The sequence below is a fragment of the Alteromonas portus genome (assembly GCF_005117025.1).
In the GTDB taxonomy this organism is placed as follows: Bacteria; Pseudomonadota; Gammaproteobacteria; order Enterobacterales; family Alteromonadaceae; genus Alteromonas; species Alteromonas portus.
The window spans coordinates 215,563-232,253 of the sequence record NZ_SWCO01000007.1 but is presented as its reverse complement, the minus strand read 5'-3'; the positions used below and the strand labels follow the sequence as shown (position 1 = coordinate 232,253).

Below are 16,691 nucleotides of genomic sequence, written 5' to 3'. Positions count from 1 at the left end.
ATTACGTATTTTTAACCTGAACAACTTTCTTCGTACTCGCGCTTTTATTACAATTTAAAGCGCTTTGTTAGCCAGCCAAGTTCAATCGCGCTGCGCAAGGCGATGTGTGTTATCCGATAGAAAAGGTGTTCTTGTGCCAAGCCGCTATGCTCAGTTCAAAGAAAAACTTCCCATTTCTCGCCTCTCTGACGATGTGCTTCTCGCATTTCGCGTTCTTTTTGATGATCCCCTTGATATTGTAGACCTAGCGCAAGATGTAGCAGACCTAGCGCTTTATCCTGAGCGATTACAGGAGAGTTACAGAAAAGAGTGGGAAGCTTATGTACTTAAGGCGCTAGCTTTTGAGATAAGGCAACACGACAACCTATCCCCCGCCGAATTTATTGAATTAATGATGAGTAAGGTAGAGGCAATACAGCAAAACAATGACACCTACCACAATCTGTTACGTCAAGTTCATCACGCTAAAAGTATTTTGCAATCAGAAAATACGGTTATCTTTCCAACGCCGTTACGTCAGCAGTTAACCGCGTTTCTTTTACCCATAACCACCATTACTCCGCCAAAGAAGTAATGTTGGCTAGTCCACGTTGTCAAACCGGTAACGTCAAACAGATATTTATTCAACACTACTTGTTGGCACTTTTGTATTTGTATTGCGAGGGACAATAGCCTCTATCCACACCTTCAGGGCGCAAGCTGGCGTGTTTAGTCTTTCTGCCTGACACCCGTTCTCGCCAATTTTTAAAGGTTTTTTGTTTAAGGTTTTTACGCATGAGCTTTATTACGTCTTTTTCCGGAAGCCCGTATAAGCGCTCAATGGCTTCAAACGGCGTACGGTCTTCCCACGCCATTTCAATAATTCGTGATTCTTGTTCTTCAGTTAATGCCATGTCTTACATCTCAATATGCACGTTATAACTCAACTCAATACAGCATTTACGCACATTTTGTTCAGTATACGCATAGTAAAAATTTCAATAACAACGTTATTAATTCGCCGACAGGCCCGTTAATTCATCGTCTTTCTCAAATGCTAGTTTTAACAGTTCGGCGGCCGCCTTAGCGTCGCTTAACGCTCGGTGATGCCGTTCCATTTCTATATGAAAATGTTTAGTTAAATTAGCCAAAGAGTACGAGGGCAACCCAGGATAAGTGCGGCGCATTTCGCGAACTGTGCACATTTTTGGTCGCCTAAAATGCTGCTCTAACCGCGCAAACTCTTGTTTAATGAACCCATAATCAAAGTTCACGTTATGCGCAACAAATACGGCATCTTCGGTAAATCGAGCCACCTGCTCAGCGACTTCGGCAAACAGCGGCGCGTCTGCTACCATCTCGTCCGAGATACCGGTAAGGCGGGTTATATTACTAGGAATTCTACGCTGCGGGTTCAATAAGGTTTGAAACCTGTCTACCTCTTTACCGCCAACAAGTTTCACCATACCTATCTCGGTAATGCGGTTATAACTGTTGTTGCCCCCTGTGGTTTCTATATCTACCACTACATAAGGCTGTGCAGGGTCGCGTATCCATTTTACGGTTGTTACCGCAACATCAAAACCAGCTTGCTGCAAACGCTGAATAGAAACCAATTGGTTACGGCGAAGCTGATCGCCAGGCGCTTTAATTTCTTCAAAGCGAAGCGCGCCATCAAACACCATAATATCGGGGAAGCCATCGCGAAGGCTTTCAAAATCTCTACACATCATGCGAAGTAAAGCATAAATAGAATCTAGTGAACCATGCTCAATTAGCGCTTCTATAGGCGTAAGCAAATGGCTAGACCACATAAACAGGCTGTTCACTTTACCGTAGTGCATTGTAGCCATCTTGTGGAGGTGAAAACGCAGCTTATCTTTGCTATCGAGCTTCTCTAATAATGCCTCAATACTGTGCTCAAACTTAGCGTAGAAGTTATTTTGCTTAAGCGATAATGGCCTGCGATCAAACTCTGTAACTAGCGTATCCTCTTCGTATAGTTGCTTCCAAAAAGTAAGGCCGAACAAACTGCGCCATAACCGGTTTTCCGTGCGCCAGCCTTCAATGCCGTGCCGTGCATAATGCGCCAACACGCCACGCTCTACTTGCTGATTTTGGCTTACGTCAATATCCAGCGTACGGCTAGCATTGCGAAGCATATCGGTAACCGTGCTAGTGCGCTTCTTATGATATTTACGGGCGTAAAAGTCTTCTGCAAACGCAAGCAGTGTATCCGATGGAGGATTATCGATAATCTCTTCAAGCCCCTCTTTCACACCATCTTCATTTCCGTCTTTGTAGCTTTCCCTTAGCCATTTTTCTTTTGCTTTGTCGCTTTGCGCCTGTTTCAATATTGCTAGCCCTTTGGGCCTATCGAAGGCTAGCACTTTAAGCCCTAGTGCATAAAGTAATTGGTCGCGATAAAAACTGGCAGATACACCCTCTGTAACAGGTAATTCACCCTCTGCAATGGCAAGCAATATATCATTGTTATAAAAGGCCAACTGACTGAAGTGATTGGCGTAAAACCAAGAAGCTACGGCGTCGCTTTTATTATCAAAACGCGCTGTATCGGTTACCGAGTCAGAGCGGGTTCTCATTACGCCTAAATCACGCATAGAAAACTGGTTTAAACGACTTTTGGTATTACCAAAATAGAGAAACAGTAAATAGCGAAGCGCATCGTCGAATAGGCACACCAAGTAGTTATTAAGCGAGAAGCGCTCTGGCCAACCTCTAGCACTTATATGTTCATTAAGTAACGTCACGAGTTTGGGCTTAGTGAGCGATGCTAATCCCTGCGTACTGCCGTATTCAGCAAGAAGCGCCAACAACGCGTCTTTGGTCAATACCCCTGCAATATCGTTAAGCGTAGCGTGAGTAATATCGCCAAACCAACCGTTTTCTATAAGCCAATCTATTTGTGCTTGTGGTTCAGTGATTTCGCCATAATTAAACTGCGTTCTGTCAATCACCGCATACTTGCGATTGGCAGCCCTAACAACAATGCACTGCTTGTCATCATCTAATGCTTTAAAGCGCTTAACAAAGTCCGTTGCACCATCGCTTAAAAGCGCACTGTTAGCGCCTTCGAAGAAAGCAAGGAACTCGTGAAAGTGTGAAAGGTAATAACGTGGCGGTAAATCTTTTCGCATGAGGTATCTTTGACTATGAAAACATCAACAGTGTATATTTATACAGCCATGCTAATCAAATTAAATCCATCACGATTGCGTTACACATCCGCTGCTAAAAATACACAATGTGACTTTTTAAACACGTATTCGCTGTTTAGACACCCACTGAAAGAACGTTGAAAGCTGCTCGTCATCTAGTAAACGTTGTAAATTGAAGTAGTGCTTGGCTAATGTCATCTCATCATAAAAGCGATGTATGCCGCTATGACATTGCCTACAAATATAAATACCGTCCTGCAGTTCGGCTTTGCTGAAGTGCTTTTTGAAATAGGTGCGCCGATGCATTTTTTTGGGAATAAGGTGGTGATAAGTAAGGCGCGTCTCTCTGTTACAACACGGGCATTTTCCTACTTTATTTGCCACATCGTCACCTTTATTTGTTTGCCTAGCCGGCCGCTATTGAAGCCGACGGTTTGTATCTTATATTCAACGGTGACTGAACGACACCGCTACTACCAGCGCGCGCTACTTTCACGCAACACACTATGCACTTTATAAAGAAAATCCACTCGTCTAAGCATTACGTAATAAACCTGTTTACTGATTAATAAGGCGATTAAATATGAGCTTAACCCGTTCCATGGACTTTTCATGTCCTTACTGTATGGCCCCCAACGATGTAGAAATAGATGAAATTAACGATGTTGGCCAAGTGCAGGTACTCGACTGCCAAGTGTGTTGCCAGCCTATAGAGCTTACTGCTTACCAGCACGGTGAAGACATTCAAATAGAGGCTGAACGAGAGAATGACTAAGCAATTTACTCGCAGCGATATTGATGAACTTACTCAGCGATACCGTGCCAACCTAATTAACAGTTTGTCTGGATTCAAATCGGCGACATTGGTGGGTACTACAAACGGCAACACCAACAATTTAGCCATTGTAAGTTCAGTTGTTCATGTGGGCGCTAACCCGCCGCTAATCGGGATGATCATGCGTCCTCACACGGTCGTACGAGACACCCTTAGCAATATAAAACAACAGGGCTTTTATACGCTAAATAACGTTTCAGCCGATTGGGTCGATAAAGCACATCAAACGTCTGCCCGCTATGCTCCTGATGAAAGTGAATTTGAAGCAGTGGGCTTAACACCACAGTTTAGCGAGTCATTTAGTGCGCCGTTTGTTAAAGAAAGCCAAATCAAGATGGGCTTAAAGGTGGCGCAACATTTAAAACTGCTTAACGAAACCGAAATGGTTATTGGAGAAATTCAAGAGCTGCATATGCCAGAGAGTATTATTGATGAAGACGGATACGCCGATTTAGAAAAAGCCAACACTGCCTGTATTTCTGGTTTAGATAGCTATCATAATACTACGCGTATTGCACAATTTGCTTACGCCAAACCCGGTGTATCCCTAGCTAAAAAATGAACTTGTAGCAGATAGAACAGTCTAAAATTTACAATCGGGTGTTATTACTCTGAATTTTATTTAATCTAGATCAAGTGAAAATAAGACATTTCATTCGATCTTTTTTCAAAAAGAGATAGTATTTAAACATTACACAAAACCTGCCTCTTTGGGCAGGTTTTTGCGTTTAAGGCACTGAATAAAAAAGAATCATTATCGTTTCTATCTCTTAAGGAGAATGTTATGAAATCTGTAAATCGCCGTGACTTTTTAAAACTGTCGGGCTCTACAGTTATCGGTCTTACATTAGGTGGTGTAGCGTTACGTGCACAAGCTCAAGAACAATTGAGCGCTGATGACCCAACTGCTAAAGCATTGAACTACACACCATCGTCAACCGTTGAAGGTGCAAAATGTGCTAACTGCATGTACGTGCAGGGTGCCGATGGCGAACAATATCGCCCTTGTAACATTTTCCCTAACAAGCTGGTTAACGCTGATGGCTGGTGTAGCGCGTGGGTTAAAAAGCCAGGTTAAGCATTTAAAGCGGCATAGCAGCTTTTATGTTGAAACCAAACGCTGCATAAAGCTACAAACAGCGGCTGGTCACAATAGCTTAAAGTTAGTAACTTGAATTGTAAAAGCCCTCGATGACTCGAGGGCTTTTTTGTTTGGAAACGCTTCGAGATGCTTTAACTTAGCAACGAGCCACTTGTTAACCGTCGTTATTAAGGCCAGTATCAATACCTTTTAAGCTTGGGGTGTCAAAACGGGTTGGTAAAAGGCCAGGCTTAATGAAAAAACCATGTTTTGCTTCAAACACTTTACCTATTTTCAGTACATTTTCATCTTGCCACTTGCCGCCGATAAAGCTAATTCCTACCGGGAGATTCTTTACTTGGCCCGCAGGTACTGTAAGGTGCGGATACCCTGCAACAGCGGCCAAATAACCAATACCAATAAAACCGGCTGGCGAATGATCTCCATACACTCCATCGATTAAAAATGAAGGGCTATTTGAAGGCGCTACTAATACATCGACATTGTGCTTTGCTAGCAATGCGTCAATACCATTTTTGCCCGCGGTATCCTGAATAAGGCGAAGTGCGCTTTGATACTGTTCGCTACCTATAGGTGCTGACGCTAGCGACTTTTCGAAAATATCTTGATTAAACAGCACCAACTCTCGTTCGGTTTTGTTATTAAAAGCGATAAGCTCAGATAAGTTTCTAGCAGGGATCTCTGCCGGCGACCCCGACAAATATTCGTTGATGCTGTGATGAAACTCGCTTAGCAACACATTGTACGAGTCGGGCCAAAATGAATCTGGCTGGGAAAAGTCACTGATATCCACCAAGGTCGCGCCCGATGCTTTTAACTGACTTAATGCGCTTTCATAAACCGCTAATACATGAGGGTTATCGCCCTGGCGATACCTGACCACACCAATGCGCTTACCCTTCAAGTCTGTTGGAAGCATCTCAGATAAAGGCATGGCCGGACGATGAGTCCCTGCATTTTTAGTGGCGCTATCGCTTGCATCTTCGCCCGCCATTACTGCTGTCATCAGCCAGGCATCTTGAACATTGGAGGTCATAGGTCCTGCGGTATCTTGGCTGAAGGAAATAGGCACTATATGCGTTCTAGAAAGTAAACCGACCGTTGGCTTAAAGCCCACTACACCATTAATAGATGCAGGGCATATTATAGAGCCATTGGTTTCAGTGCCTACGGCGAGTGATGCTAATCTGAGTGACATTGCTGCGCCCGAGCCAGAAGACGAGCCACATGCACTTCTTGATAAAATATGCGGGTTACGGGTTAAGCCACCTACTGCACTCCAGCCGCTTATTGATGATTCTGAACGAAAATTTGCCCATTCAGATAAGTTAGTCTTGCCAAGAATGATCGCCCCAGCGGCTTTAAGCTTCGCCACTATCGGAGCGTCTCGACCAGTATTGTTATTAATTAGCGCCATAGAGCCTGCCGTCGTTGGCATCTCTGTACTCTCTATATTGTCTTTCAATAGCACGGGGATGCCAGCTAAAGGTCCTAATGCCTCACCATTAGCCACTTTTTTATCAATGGCTTTCGCTTCAGCTAGTGCATTTGGATTTAGCGCTAAAATGCTGTTTGTCTTTTTATCAAGCTGCTCAATTCTCGCCAGAAAACCACTGACTAACGCTGACGATGTAACCTTGCCATCGATAATAGCTTGCGCTTGAACAAACGCAGGTTCATCTAACCACTTTGAAGGGGTAGGATTAGGGTTCGATTGCGACGCGCAGGCGGTGCATAGCAAAACAGCTATCAGCAAATACCACTCTTTCAACATAGATCTTTCCTTAATGCAGAGTCCTAGTGCCTGTTATTGCGTTTAACTAAACAAGCAAAAAGCAACAGGCTTTATCATATTGTTAACTTGATATACGTTGAATCAGAAATAGTTCATTGTCTACACCATAAATCTTGTGATCACATAAACGAAGATTCTTGGGGTAGCTTATGAAGAAGATTATCTAGCTGATATTCGTTGAGCAGCAATTGATAGCGGCCATCTTCAATGAGACGATTCAGCACAGTATTAAACTTTGCTCTCAGCTCAGGGTCGGGGATCGCTGCGCAATATACAGAGACAGGAAATAATTCATGAAACACCGTTTCTTTCTCAGCATAAACCTCGTTTTCAAGTTTGAAGTGGTTAAATATGTTTCGGTCTAAAACAATAACGTCGACATGATCACGCATAAGCATGTCAACCTGACGGTCCTGCCTAGCCATTTCTATATAAGCTGGCTCGAGCGCCAAGGCTTCCTTAAACTGCTCGCCTAATACCGATTGCGCTGTTTGAAATGCAATAACGCTCTTTCCTTTTAAATCGCTTATATCATCAATAACAAAGTTTCTAGCTGCCTGTGACACGGCCACGTTTTGATAAATAATGTATGGGTCAGAAAGGATAGAAACGTTAACGTTGTGTGCCGCATTTTGTGTAAGCCCAATATCGACAGCACTGTTCTTTAGTAAATGTGCCGTGCGACCAAAGGGAACATAGATAGGCGAAAGTGTATGACCCATTTCCGATACAATGGCTCTGACAAGGTCAACTTCAAACCCACTGTGCTCTTGCGATATGACATATGGTGGCTTGTTCCACCCAACCACCACATTTAGTTCTCGGGCGGCGACAGAAGATGCAGTGGCAAAGACGCACAAAAATAGAATAAGAAAACGCATAAAACTCCGGTTAACTTTCCAATCGAACCGTTTTATTAACTATAGGCGCATTTGCAATTCAAGCCACTGGACTAAAGGCTAAGCAGTGAATTTCCCTCCCAAACACAGCAAATAAGACATATTGTCCCTGCTTTTCGTTTGCTTTCGTTTTGTTTACCGCCAACCGAAGGTACAATAACCAACAAAGGTCCCAACGAACGATAACTATGGCTTGGCTACAACTTCGAATTAACACCTCCTCTGAACACGCTGAATCAATAGGCGATATGCTAACAGCGAATGGCTCGCAAGCCGTTACCTATGTTGACGCGAAAGATACGCCCATGTACGAGCCTAAACCAGGTGAGGTATTACTGTGGCCAGATACACAAGTGGTAGGGCTATTTGAAGCTGATGCCGATATGAAAGGTATTCTGCAACGCCTAGGTAAGGCGAAGGTGCTTGGTCCAGACTTTAAATACAAGCTAGAACCACTTGAAGACAAAGACTGGGAACGAGAGTGGATGGATAACTTCCATCCTATGCAGTTTGGTGAGCGCTTGTGGATTTGCCCAAGCTGGCGAGATGTTCCAGATCCAAACGCTGTTAACGTGATGCTCGACCCAGGGCTTGCCTTTGGTACTGGTACACACCCTACCACGGCGCTTTGTTTACGCTGGCTAGACGGTATCGATATGACAGATAAAACGGTCGTCGATTTTGGCTGTGGGTCAGGCATCTTAGCCCTTGCCGCATTGAAGCTAGGCGCTAAGCGCGTTATTGGTATTGATATTGACCCGCAAGCTCTTCAAGCGACAAAAGAAAATGCGCGCCGCAATGGCGTTGAAGATCGTTTGGATGTGTATCTTCCTGAAGACCAGCCTGAACTAGAAGCCGACGTGGTCATGGCGAACATCTTGTCTGGTCCATTACTAGAACTTCAAAGTGTTATTACCAACTACTGCAAATCGGGCGGTTTGTTAGTACTTTCCGGCATATTGGCTGAACAGGTTTCGCGAATTGAAGACGCCTATTCAAGCGATATCACACTAGAGCCCAGTGCTATTGACGGTGAATGGGCACGAGTTTCTGGCCAAAAGCGTTAGTATTGAGTGTTAAATAGACTGAGATCTTGAATGCTTATTAAGTAGAAATGATATTTTCTGCTCACAACTCGCTGCAAAATTAAACAAACACGGTCACAATAACCTAATAATTTGTTAATTTTTTTCACATTACAGCCCTTTCAAATCGGGGGCTGTAAGACTTTCGTACAATATTTAGACTGAAAATCAACGTTAGCTTACTAATGTGACAGATTTTTTTCACTGTCAAGACCACTAAGTGAAATTTTGTGTGATTTTTAGCCTTTTCAAGCCTTGCGAAAACACGTACACTTAGCGCCCCGTTTTAGCCGGGTGTATATTTTCTGTGCAGTTTTAGATGGCGAGCTATACATTTTACAATGCGAATTGGACCTTACGAGTTAGAAAACAATTTGATGTTGGCCCCCATGGCTGGCGTAACAGATAGACCGTTTCGCCAACTTTGTAAGCGCTTAGGTGCAGGGCTTGTTGTTTCAGAAATGCTTTCGAGTAATCCGAAGGTTTGGAACACAGCCAAATCGCAAGCGCGTATGAATCATGAGGGTGAAGAAGGCATTCGCTCTGTACAGATAGCTGGGGCCGACCCTGAGCTTATGGCTCAGGCAGCACAATTTAATGTTGAAAATGGTGCGCAAATCATCGACATCAACATGGGTTGTCCTGCTAAGAAGGTCAATAAGAAGCTAGCCGGTTCTGCCTTGCTTCAATACCCAGATACAGTGGAAGCGATTATTAAAGCAGTAGTTAATGCTGTTGACGTACCCGTAACACTGAAAATTCGCACTGGCTGGAACCCAGAAAATCGCAATGGGGTTGAAATTGCCCGCATTGCAGAGCAAAACGGCATACAGTCGCTTGCTGTTCACGGCAGAACACGAGCTTGTATGTATAAAGGAGAAGCTGAATACGACACCATACGTCAAATAAAGGCGGCAATATCAATTCCTGTTATTGCAAATGGTGACATTACTTCTCCAGAGAAAGCACAAGAGGTGCTGAATTACACCGGTGCAGATGGCGTAATGATAGGTCGCGGCGCGCAAGGTAAGCCTTGGATATTTAAACAGATCCAACATTATCTTGAAACGGGCGAGAACCTACCAGCACCGCCACTGTCAGAGTTATATGAACTTTTGCACGAGCATGTAGCTAATGTGCAGAACTTTTATGGCGACATAGCCGGTGTGAGAATTGCCCGTAAGCACGTGGGCTGGTATCTCGCGGAGCACGATACGGATCGTCAGTTTCGTAAAACGTTTAACGCTATCGATGATGCGAATGAGCAACTCGATGCACTAAATGCATATTTTCAAGCGCTGCAGACCCGAGAGACCCGACAGATTTCTCCCGCAGCATAGTGATGACTAACTTAAGAGCAACACAGTATTATGTTCGATCAAAACGTGACTTCACCTTTTACTACTACAGTAACTACGCCTTCACAAACGCAAGCTCAAAAGCCACTGCGTGACTCTGTAAAGCAAGCGGTTAACAAGTACCTTAAGCAATTGGATAACGCAAACATCGATAACCTGTACGAAATGGTACTGGCTGAAGTTGAAGCGCCGCTGCTAGAAGAAGTCATGACTTACACACGCGGCAATCAAACCCGCGCTGCCATCATGATGGGCATCAACCGTGGCACACTTCGCAAGAAGCTTAAGCAATACGGCATGAACTAAGATTCCAAGGGCTTTGCCCACCAAAGAGCACCAAACGGTGCTCTTTTTGTTTCAACACTACAACATTAGAAACTTAAAATTTATGCAAACACCAAAACCTATTAAACGTGCTCTCCTTAGTGTCTCTGATAAAACCGGTATCCTCGATTTCGCGACAGCGCTGCATAACGCTGGCGTAGAACTTCTGTCGACGGGCGGTACCGCGAAACTACTCGCTGATGCTGGCTTACCTGTGAAAGAAGTCTCTGATCACACAGGTCACCCAGAAATTATGGCGGGCCGAGTTAAAACTCTTCACCCGAAAATTCATGGCGGTATCCTTGGTCGTCGCGGTACTGATGAAGCGGTGATGGAAGAACACAACATTGCACCTATCGATCTTGTGGTAGTTAACCTTTACCCGTTTGCTGCAACAGTGGCAAACGAAGATTGCACGCTAGAAGATGCAATTGAAAATATTGATATCGGTGGCCCAACGATGGTACGCGCTGCCGCAAAAAACCATAAAGATGTGACTATTGTGGTTAATGCGTCTGACTACTCTCGCGTACTTGCAGAGATGAACGATAACAACGGCTCGTTAACCTACAACACCCGTTTCGACCTTGCCATTAAAGCATTTGAGCACACTGCTGAATACGACGGCATGATTGCAAACTACTTTGGTGCCCGTTTAGACAGCACTGGCTGTGAAGCAGACTGTGACCACCAGCACAGCGAATTCCCACGCACCTACAACATGCAGCTTACTAAGAAGCAAGATCTTCGCTATGGCGAAAATAGCCACCAAGAAGCGGCCTTCTATGTTGAAAACAACATTCAAGAAGCTTCTGTTGCCACTGCTACTCAGCTTCAGGGTAAAGAGCTTTCGTTTAACAACATTGCTGATACCGATGCGGCGCTAGAGTGCGTGAAGGAATTCGAAGAGCCAGCATGTGTAATCGTTAAGCACGCTAACCCATGTGGTGTTGCTATTGGCGACGATATTTTAAGTGCCTATGACCGCGCGTTTAAAACTGACCCAACGTCAGCATTTGGCGGCATTATTGCGTTTAACCGCGAGCTTGATGCGAAAACGGCACAAGCGATTGTTGACCGTCAATTCGTAGAAGTCATTATTGCACCAACCGTAAGCGATGAAGCAAAAGAAGTAGTTAGTGCAAAGAAAAACGTACGTCTTCTAGCGTGTGGTGACTGGGCTGGTCAGCTAACTGAAGGTTACGACTTTAAACGCGTGAACGGCGGTTTATTGGTACAAGAGCGTGACTTCGGCATGGTTGAAATGGAAGACCTAGAAGTGGTGACCAAACGCAAGCCAAGCGAAGAAGAACTTCGCGACCTTATGTTCTGCTGGAAGGTAGCAAAATACGTGAAGTCTAACGCGATTGTTTACTGCAAAGACGGTATGACGGTAGGCGTGGGCGCAGGTCAAATGAGCCGCGTTTATTCTGCAAAAATTGCGGGTATTAAAGCAGCTGATGAAAACCTTGAAGTAGCAGGCTCTGTAATGGCATCTGACGCATTCTTCCCATTCCGCGACGGCATCGACGCTGCTGCTGAAGCCGGTATTAAGGCGGTAATTCAGCCTGGTGGCTCTATGCGCGACCAAGAAGTGATTGATGCCGCAGATGAACACGGCATTGCTATGGTGTTCACAGGCATGCGTCACTTCCGTCACTAATAAGTATTTAAATAATAACTTATAGTGCAGGCTTAGTGAGGGAATCCAACACCTAAGTTAAACACACGGTAAAGCGGCGTTTAGTTGTTTTACTGTGTGTTTGTTATTTTTCCTTAACCCTTTTAAATACGCAGACTCAAGGTCATTTGCTTGATTGTAGTGAAATCTCATCGAAGCGACAGAGTTGCGAATTATTCTGCTAAGGCGTAAGTGCAAATAGGGGTTAGCTGATAGGCTTGATCTGACCCGTGGTAATTTGTAGTAATAGTGTTACTAATAAATGTTATGTTATTTGCCTACCCTCGACAGAAAAAGGAAATAAGAATGAAAAAGTTAGCCCAATATGTGTTAGCCGCAACCCTCGGTGTAAGTGCTACCTATGCAAGCGCAGATGCAATTTCTGATGCTGCAATGAGCGATATCCGCTCTGCTAGTGCCAAAGTACGTGATGAGTACCGTAATCCTCAGCAAACACTGCGCTTTTTTGGCCTTACCCCAGACATGACTGTGGTAGAAATCTCTCCAGGTGGCGGCTGGTATGCCGACATTCTTTATTCTGTTGTAAAAGATAACGGTAAGTATGTAGCTGCTCACTTTTACGTTGATGATGAAACCAGCGGCTACTACAAAAAGTCGGTGGAAGGCTTTAAAGAAAAAATGAAGCCGGGCATGAAGTATGAAGGTGCTGAACTTACTGCATTCGACCCTATGAAAGCGCTGGATATTAGCGAAGCGGGCAGCGCCGATATGGTGCTAACCTTTCGCAACGTACACAACTGGTATATGCGTCACGGTGACGAGGGTATCGACAATGCATTTGGCGCATTTTTCAAAGCGCTTAAACCCGGTGGCGTACTGGGCGTAGTAGAACATGAGCTTCCTGAAAGCGCAGATGATGAAGCAATGAAGAAAAGTGGCTATATGAAGCGCTCTTACGTTGTATCTGCCGCTGAAAAAGCAGGTTTTGTGCTTGAAGCAAGTAGCGATGTAAACGCAAACCCAATGGATACCGCAGATCACCCGAAAGGTGTGTGGACGCTACCTCCTCGTTTAGCGCTAGACGACCAAGATCGTGAAAAGTACATGGCGATTGGCGAGAGCAATCGCATGACACTAAAATTCACCAAACCAAAATCATAATATTAAACACTCAAAACGGAACAGTTAATGAACGTACTTGTAATTGGCGGCGGTGGCCGCGAACACGCGCTAGCGTTTAAAGCAGCGCAGTCTTCTGATGTTTCAACAGTATTTGTAGCACCTGGTAATGCGGGTACCGCTACAGAGCCTAAGCTTGAGAACGTAGCTATTGATGTTAACGACATTGCTGGCTTGGTTTCTTTTGCTCAAGGTAACGATGTTGAGCTTACTATTGTAGGCCCAGAAGCGCCGCTGGTTGCAGGTGTTGTAGATGCGTTCACTAACGCGGGTTTAATGATTTTTGGGCCCACTCAAGCTGCGGCGCAGCTTGAAGGCTCAAAAGCTTTTACCAAAGACTTTTTGGCTCGCCACAACATTCCAACGGCTGAGTATCAAAACTTCACAGAAATTGACCCTGCCATTGCCTATGTTCGCGAGAAAGGTGCGCCGATTGTAGTAAAGGCAGACGGCCTTGCTGCCGGTAAAGGTGTTATTGTTGCGATGACCCTTGAAGAAGCTGAAGAGGCTATTCGCGACATGCTAGCGGGCAATGCCTTTGGCGAAGCGGGCAGCCGCGTAGTTATTGAAGAGTTCTTAGACGGTGAAGAAGCGTCGTTCATTGTCATGGTAGACGGTAAGAACGTACTGCCTTTTGCCACCAGCCAAGATCACAAGCGTGCTGCTGACGGTGATAAAGGGCCAAACACAGGTGGTATGGGTGCGTACTCTCCTGCTCCGGTAGTAACACAAGACATTCACAACCGTATTATGCAGGAAGTGATTATGCCAACGGTTGATGGCATGGCCGCTGAAGGCAACGACTACGTTGGCTTTTTGTATGCAGGCCTTATGATCATGGCAGACGGCACACCTAAGGTGATTGAGTACAACTGCCGCTTTGGTGACCCAGAAACCCAGCCAATTATGCTGCGCTTAAAATCGGATATCGTTCCACTTTGCCAAGCAGCATGCAAAGGCGAACTTGCAGGCAAAACCATTGAGTTTGACGAGCGCGCTGCAGTAGGTGTTGTGCTTGCCGCTGGCGGCTACCCAGGCAGCTACGACAAGGGCGACGTGATTACTGGTTTCGAAGAAGCCGCTAAACTAGAAGGAAAAGTTTTCCACGCTGGTACTGCTCTTCAAGACGGTGACGTTGTTACCGCAGGTGGCCGCGTGCTTTGCGCTACTGCTTTGGGTAACAACGTTACCGAAGCACAGCAAAAAGCGTATGAGCTACTGAAGACTATTCAGTTTAAAGATGTGTACTACCGCACTGATATTGCACACCGCGCTATTGCCCGTGAAGCTGAAGCAAAATAAAAGAAATACAAAACATTAGAAACGCGGCTTAATGCCGCGTTTTTTTATGCCGTACTCGGCCAACATTACTTAGTTAAAAGCACTTTTCCGAATACCGATGCGTCTTTGTACCCTAAATTTTTATCACCGTTTACTGGGGTTATCTTATGAGAGCCCATAAAGTGTTCTCTATCACCGCCATCTGCATCGCAGTAAGCAAGCATAAAACCCAGCGTCATACCTTCTTTTAAGGTAACTGGCGAATTATCTGCTCCGTGCCTATAGGTGTCTTCAAACACACGCACTCTAGCTTCCCAATAGACTTTATAAGGCGCTTCTGTATCACGCTGCCATTTGTTCTCTACATGATCATTGTAGAGTTGCGGTACCGCCTCTCCAGCCCCATTTGGGCCTATATCAACAACCTGATTATCTAGAGCCAAGTGATAAGCAAACGCGTTGTAGTTATTCAGGTGATCGCCACCAGAGGCATCCGCATCAATGAAAATTTCTAAACAGTCATCATCCCAATAACGCTCCAGCGGGTTAGCGTAAGTATCTGAAAGGTGATCGTCTTGTATTTCAGCCAACAGATACAGCGCATCCTCGTTCCATCGGAGTTTATATCGACCTGAAAAGTCGCTGGGCTCAGGTGCCGTACCCCACATAAGCGACGTCATGTCATGCCAATCGCCCCCTTTCCATGCAGCGTCGTTGGCCACACCATCTATAACAGGTGGCATTGATGAAAAAAGTACGCTGTCAGACTTAGCTTGTGCTGTGGGCACAGACATAGCCACAAGCAGTGCCGAGGTTAGTGCTGCCCCTAAATGTTTTGTACTTTTCAATTGGATACGCTCTTTGTTTGCTTATTGGTATTTTAAACTACCATGTTTTGACCCCATTCGCGCTTGAAAAAAGTGCCAAACACTCCCTCCTTTTTTAGAAGCATTACCAATTTGCAACGGTAATTGGTATAAAAAGACATTCGTTCCCTCACCACCATGGTTATGTCATTTCAAAACGCGTGCTATCACATCCTTGCGCCTGCTAGCGAGGCTCACGAGTACAAAAAGCTCAGCAAAATATTTGATGTATTTCTTATCGCGTTAATTATCGTAAATGTTGTCGCTATGATGCTGGAAACAGTGCCGGGTATCCCTGCCATTTGGCAGTACGAACTTCACATAATCGAAGTGGTTTCAGTACTGATATTTACCGTCGAGTACTTTCTTCGTTTATACGGCAGCGCATCGGCCCCAAACCGCCTTAATCACGAACATACAACGACGTGGCAAAAGCGCTGGAGCTATTTGAAAAGTCCCATGGCGCTGGTCGACCTAATGGCAATTCTGCCTTTTTACTTAAGCGTTTTCGTGGCGTTCGATTTACGTATTTTGCGAATATTTCGGGTAATGCGAATTCTAAAAATCGGGCGCTATTCGCGCTCTATGCAAACTCTCGTAACCGTATTGCGCAACGAGTCTCACAGCCTTATTGCGGCGTTAAGCGTACTTTTGTTGTTCACGATTATCGCCGCCACCTGTATTTACTACATTGAACACGCTGCTCAGCCCGATGTTTTTAGCAGTATTCCCGCTTCATTGTGGTGGGCGCTCGTCACGCTGACCACAGTGGGCTATGGTGACGCCGTTCCTATAACTGCATTGGGTAAAATATTTGGCGGCCTCATAACTATTATGGGTATCTGTTTTTACGCCTTACCAGCGGGTATTTTGTCTTCTAGCTACACGTCACAGATGCAGCTAAAACGCGATAGGTTTAAAGACACAGTAAGAAGCGTTTTGGACGACGGAAAGTTGAGTGAGCACGATCTGCATCACCTAGAACATGTTCGCGCACTTCTTGATTTAGATGAAGAAGAGGCAAAGCTAATTGTGCGCCTACTGCAGCACCATCACAAACGGCTAGATGATTGATTATACGCAGGCTGGAGCGAAAGCAACCCCCAGGGTTCGAGTAGTAAGCGCTTATACCTGCCCTTGATTCTTAGCTCACATCAGCTTATAACT

The 16,691-nt window shown here is 45.0% G+C and carries 17 protein-coding genes; 11 read left to right on the top strand and 6 right to left on the bottom strand.

Annotated features, from left to right (window positions below):
* Positions 1-106 precede the first annotated feature (106 nt).
* Entirely contained in the window at positions 107-574 is a 468-nt protein-coding gene (locus E5672_RS12715) for a hypothetical protein (protein WP_240692231.1), read from the top strand.
* 55 nt (positions 575-629) lie between these two features.
* Here the strand turns inward: E5672_RS12715 and E5672_RS12710 are convergent, their stop codons facing one another.
* From E5672_RS12710 to E5672_RS12700, 3 genes are all read right to left on the bottom strand, one after another.
* The gene (locus E5672_RS12710) at positions 630-893 is read right to left on the bottom strand and encodes a TIGR03643 family protein (protein WP_015000000.1); all 264 of its coding nucleotides are present in this window, start codon (positions 891-893) and stop codon (positions 630-632) included.
* A 99-nt stretch (positions 894-992) separates the two neighbouring features.
* Positions 993-3,137, bottom strand: coding sequence for an exonuclease domain-containing protein (locus tag E5672_RS20160; RefSeq protein WP_136782528.1), 2,145 nt, complete (start codon positions 3,135-3,137; stop codon positions 993-995).
* A 117-nt stretch (positions 3,138-3,254) separates the two neighbouring features.
* Positions 3,255-3,542 (bottom strand): hypothetical protein, encoded by a 288-nt coding sequence (locus E5672_RS12700; RefSeq protein WP_136782527.1) that lies wholly within the window; start codon positions 3,540-3,542, stop codon positions 3,255-3,257.
* 199 nt (positions 3,543-3,741) lie between these two features.
* On the opposite strand from E5672_RS12700, the gene E5672_RS12695 reads away from it, so the two are divergent.
* From E5672_RS12695 to E5672_RS12685, 3 genes are all read left to right on the top strand, one after another.
* Complete coding sequence (locus tag E5672_RS12695; RefSeq protein WP_039221527.1) at positions 3,742-3,933, top strand: zinc ribbon domain-containing protein; 192 nt, start codon at positions 3,742-3,744, stop codon at positions 3,931-3,933.
* Positions 3,926-4,555: a flavin reductase family protein gene (locus E5672_RS12690; protein ID WP_136782526.1), complete on the top strand. Its 630-nt coding sequence runs from the start codon at positions 3,926-3,928 to the stop codon at positions 4,553-4,555. The genes E5672_RS12695 and E5672_RS12690 overlap by 8 nt, the downstream gene beginning before the upstream one ends.
* A gap of 222 nt (positions 4,556-4,777) precedes the next feature.
* On the top strand, positions 4,778-5,071 hold the full coding sequence (locus tag E5672_RS12685; RefSeq protein ID WP_118491294.1) for a high-potential iron-sulfur protein: 294 nt from the start codon (positions 4,778-4,780) through the stop codon (positions 5,069-5,071).
* A 178-nt stretch (positions 5,072-5,249) separates the two neighbouring features.
* On the opposite strand, the gene E5672_RS12680 is transcribed toward E5672_RS12685, so the two are convergent.
* Both E5672_RS12680 and E5672_RS12675 read right to left on the bottom strand, forming a co-directional pair.
* Positions 5,250-6,869: an amidase gene (locus E5672_RS12680; RefSeq protein WP_136782525.1), complete on the bottom strand. Its 1,620-nt coding sequence runs from the start codon at positions 6,867-6,869 to the stop codon at positions 5,250-5,252.
* A gap of 140 nt (positions 6,870-7,009) precedes the next feature.
* Positions 7,010-7,771, bottom strand: coding sequence for a substrate-binding periplasmic protein (locus E5672_RS12675; RefSeq protein ID WP_136782524.1), 762 nt, complete (start codon positions 7,769-7,771; stop codon positions 7,010-7,012).
* Positions 7,772-7,977: 206 nt separating this feature from the next.
* On the opposite strand from E5672_RS12675, the gene prmA reads away from it, so the two are divergent.
* From prmA to purD, 6 genes are all read left to right on the top strand, one after another.
* On the top strand, positions 7,978-8,856 hold the full coding sequence (gene prmA / locus E5672_RS12670) for a 50S ribosomal protein L11 methyltransferase (protein WP_131137879.1): 879 nt from the start codon (positions 7,978-7,980) through the stop codon (positions 8,854-8,856).
* Positions 8,857-9,215: 359 nt separating this feature from the next.
* Positions 9,216-10,214: a tRNA dihydrouridine synthase DusB gene (gene dusB / locus E5672_RS12665; RefSeq protein ID WP_131137878.1), complete on the top strand. Its 999-nt coding sequence runs from the start codon at positions 9,216-9,218 to the stop codon at positions 10,212-10,214.
* 30 nt (positions 10,215-10,244) lie between these two features.
* On the top strand, positions 10,245-10,538 hold the full coding sequence (fis, locus tag E5672_RS12660) for a DNA-binding transcriptional regulator Fis (RefSeq protein WP_012520109.1): 294 nt from the start codon (positions 10,245-10,247) through the stop codon (positions 10,536-10,538).
* An 82-nt stretch (positions 10,539-10,620) separates the two neighbouring features.
* A complete protein-coding gene (purH, locus tag E5672_RS12655; protein WP_136782523.1) occupies positions 10,621-12,219 on the top strand; it encodes a bifunctional phosphoribosylaminoimidazolecarboxamide formyltransferase/IMP cyclohydrolase in 1,599 nt (532 codons plus the stop codon).
* Between the two features lie 324 nt (positions 12,220-12,543).
* Positions 12,544-13,359 carry a class I SAM-dependent methyltransferase gene (locus E5672_RS12650; RefSeq protein ID WP_136782522.1) on the top strand — a complete coding sequence of 272 codons (816 nt, stop codon included), beginning with the start codon at positions 12,544-12,546 and terminating at the stop codon, positions 13,357-13,359.
* Between the two features lie 27 nt (positions 13,360-13,386).
* Positions 13,387-14,679 (top strand): phosphoribosylamine--glycine ligase, encoded by a 1,293-nt coding sequence (purD, locus tag E5672_RS12645; protein ID WP_136782521.1) that lies wholly within the window; start codon positions 13,387-13,389, stop codon positions 14,677-14,679.
* A 65-nt stretch (positions 14,680-14,744) separates the two neighbouring features.
* Here purD and E5672_RS12640 read toward each other — a convergent pair whose 3' ends face one another.
* Entirely contained in the window at positions 14,745-15,506 is a 762-nt protein-coding gene (locus tag E5672_RS12640) for a sugar-binding protein (protein ID WP_136782520.1), read from the bottom strand.
* Between the two features lie 156 nt (positions 15,507-15,662).
* Here E5672_RS12640 and E5672_RS12635 point away from each other — a divergent pair, with 156 nt between their 5' ends.
* Positions 15,663-16,598 carry an ion transporter gene (locus tag E5672_RS12635; RefSeq protein ID WP_136782519.1) on the top strand — a complete coding sequence of 312 codons (936 nt, stop codon included), beginning with the start codon at positions 15,663-15,665 and terminating at the stop codon, positions 16,596-16,598.
* Positions 16,599-16,691: the final 93 nt, after the last annotated feature.

Coding starts and splice junctions, on each gene's coding strand:
- E5672_RS12710 (WP_015000000.1), bottom strand. CDS start 893: ATGGCATTAACTGAAGAACAAGAATCACGAATTATTGAAATGGCGTGG.
- E5672_RS20160 (WP_136782528.1), bottom strand. CDS start 3,137: ATGCGAAAAGATTTACCGCCACGTTATTACCTTTCACACTTTCACGAG.
- E5672_RS12695 (WP_039221527.1), top strand. CDS start 3,742: ATGAGCTTAACCCGTTCCATGGACTTTTCATGTCCTTACTGTATGGCC.
- E5672_RS12690 (WP_136782526.1), top strand. CDS start 3,926: ATGACTAAGCAATTTACTCGCAGCGATATTGATGAACTTACTCAGCGA.
- E5672_RS12685 (WP_118491294.1), top strand. CDS start 4,778: ATGAAATCTGTAAATCGCCGTGACTTTTTAAAACTGTCGGGCTCTACA.
- E5672_RS12680 (WP_136782525.1), bottom strand. CDS start 6,869: ATGTTGAAAGAGTGGTATTTGCTGATAGCTGTTTTGCTATGCACCGCC.
- E5672_RS12675 (WP_136782524.1), bottom strand. CDS start 7,771: ATGCGTTTTCTTATTCTATTTTTGTGCGTCTTTGCCACTGCATCTTCT.
- prmA (WP_131137879.1), top strand. CDS start 7,978: ATGGCTTGGCTACAACTTCGAATTAACACCTCCTCTGAACACGCTGAA.
- dusB (WP_131137878.1), top strand. CDS start 9,216: ATGCGAATTGGACCTTACGAGTTAGAAAACAATTTGATGTTGGCCCCC.
- fis (WP_012520109.1), top strand. CDS start 10,245: ATGTTCGATCAAAACGTGACTTCACCTTTTACTACTACAGTAACTACG.
- purH (WP_136782523.1), top strand. CDS start 10,621: ATGCAAACACCAAAACCTATTAAACGTGCTCTCCTTAGTGTCTCTGAT.
- E5672_RS12650 (WP_136782522.1), top strand. CDS start 12,544: ATGAAAAAGTTAGCCCAATATGTGTTAGCCGCAACCCTCGGTGTAAGT.
- purD (WP_136782521.1), top strand. CDS start 13,387: ATGAACGTACTTGTAATTGGCGGCGGTGGCCGCGAACACGCGCTAGCG.
- E5672_RS12635 (WP_136782519.1), top strand. CDS start 15,663: ATGGTTATGTCATTTCAAAACGCGTGCTATCACATCCTTGCGCCTGCT.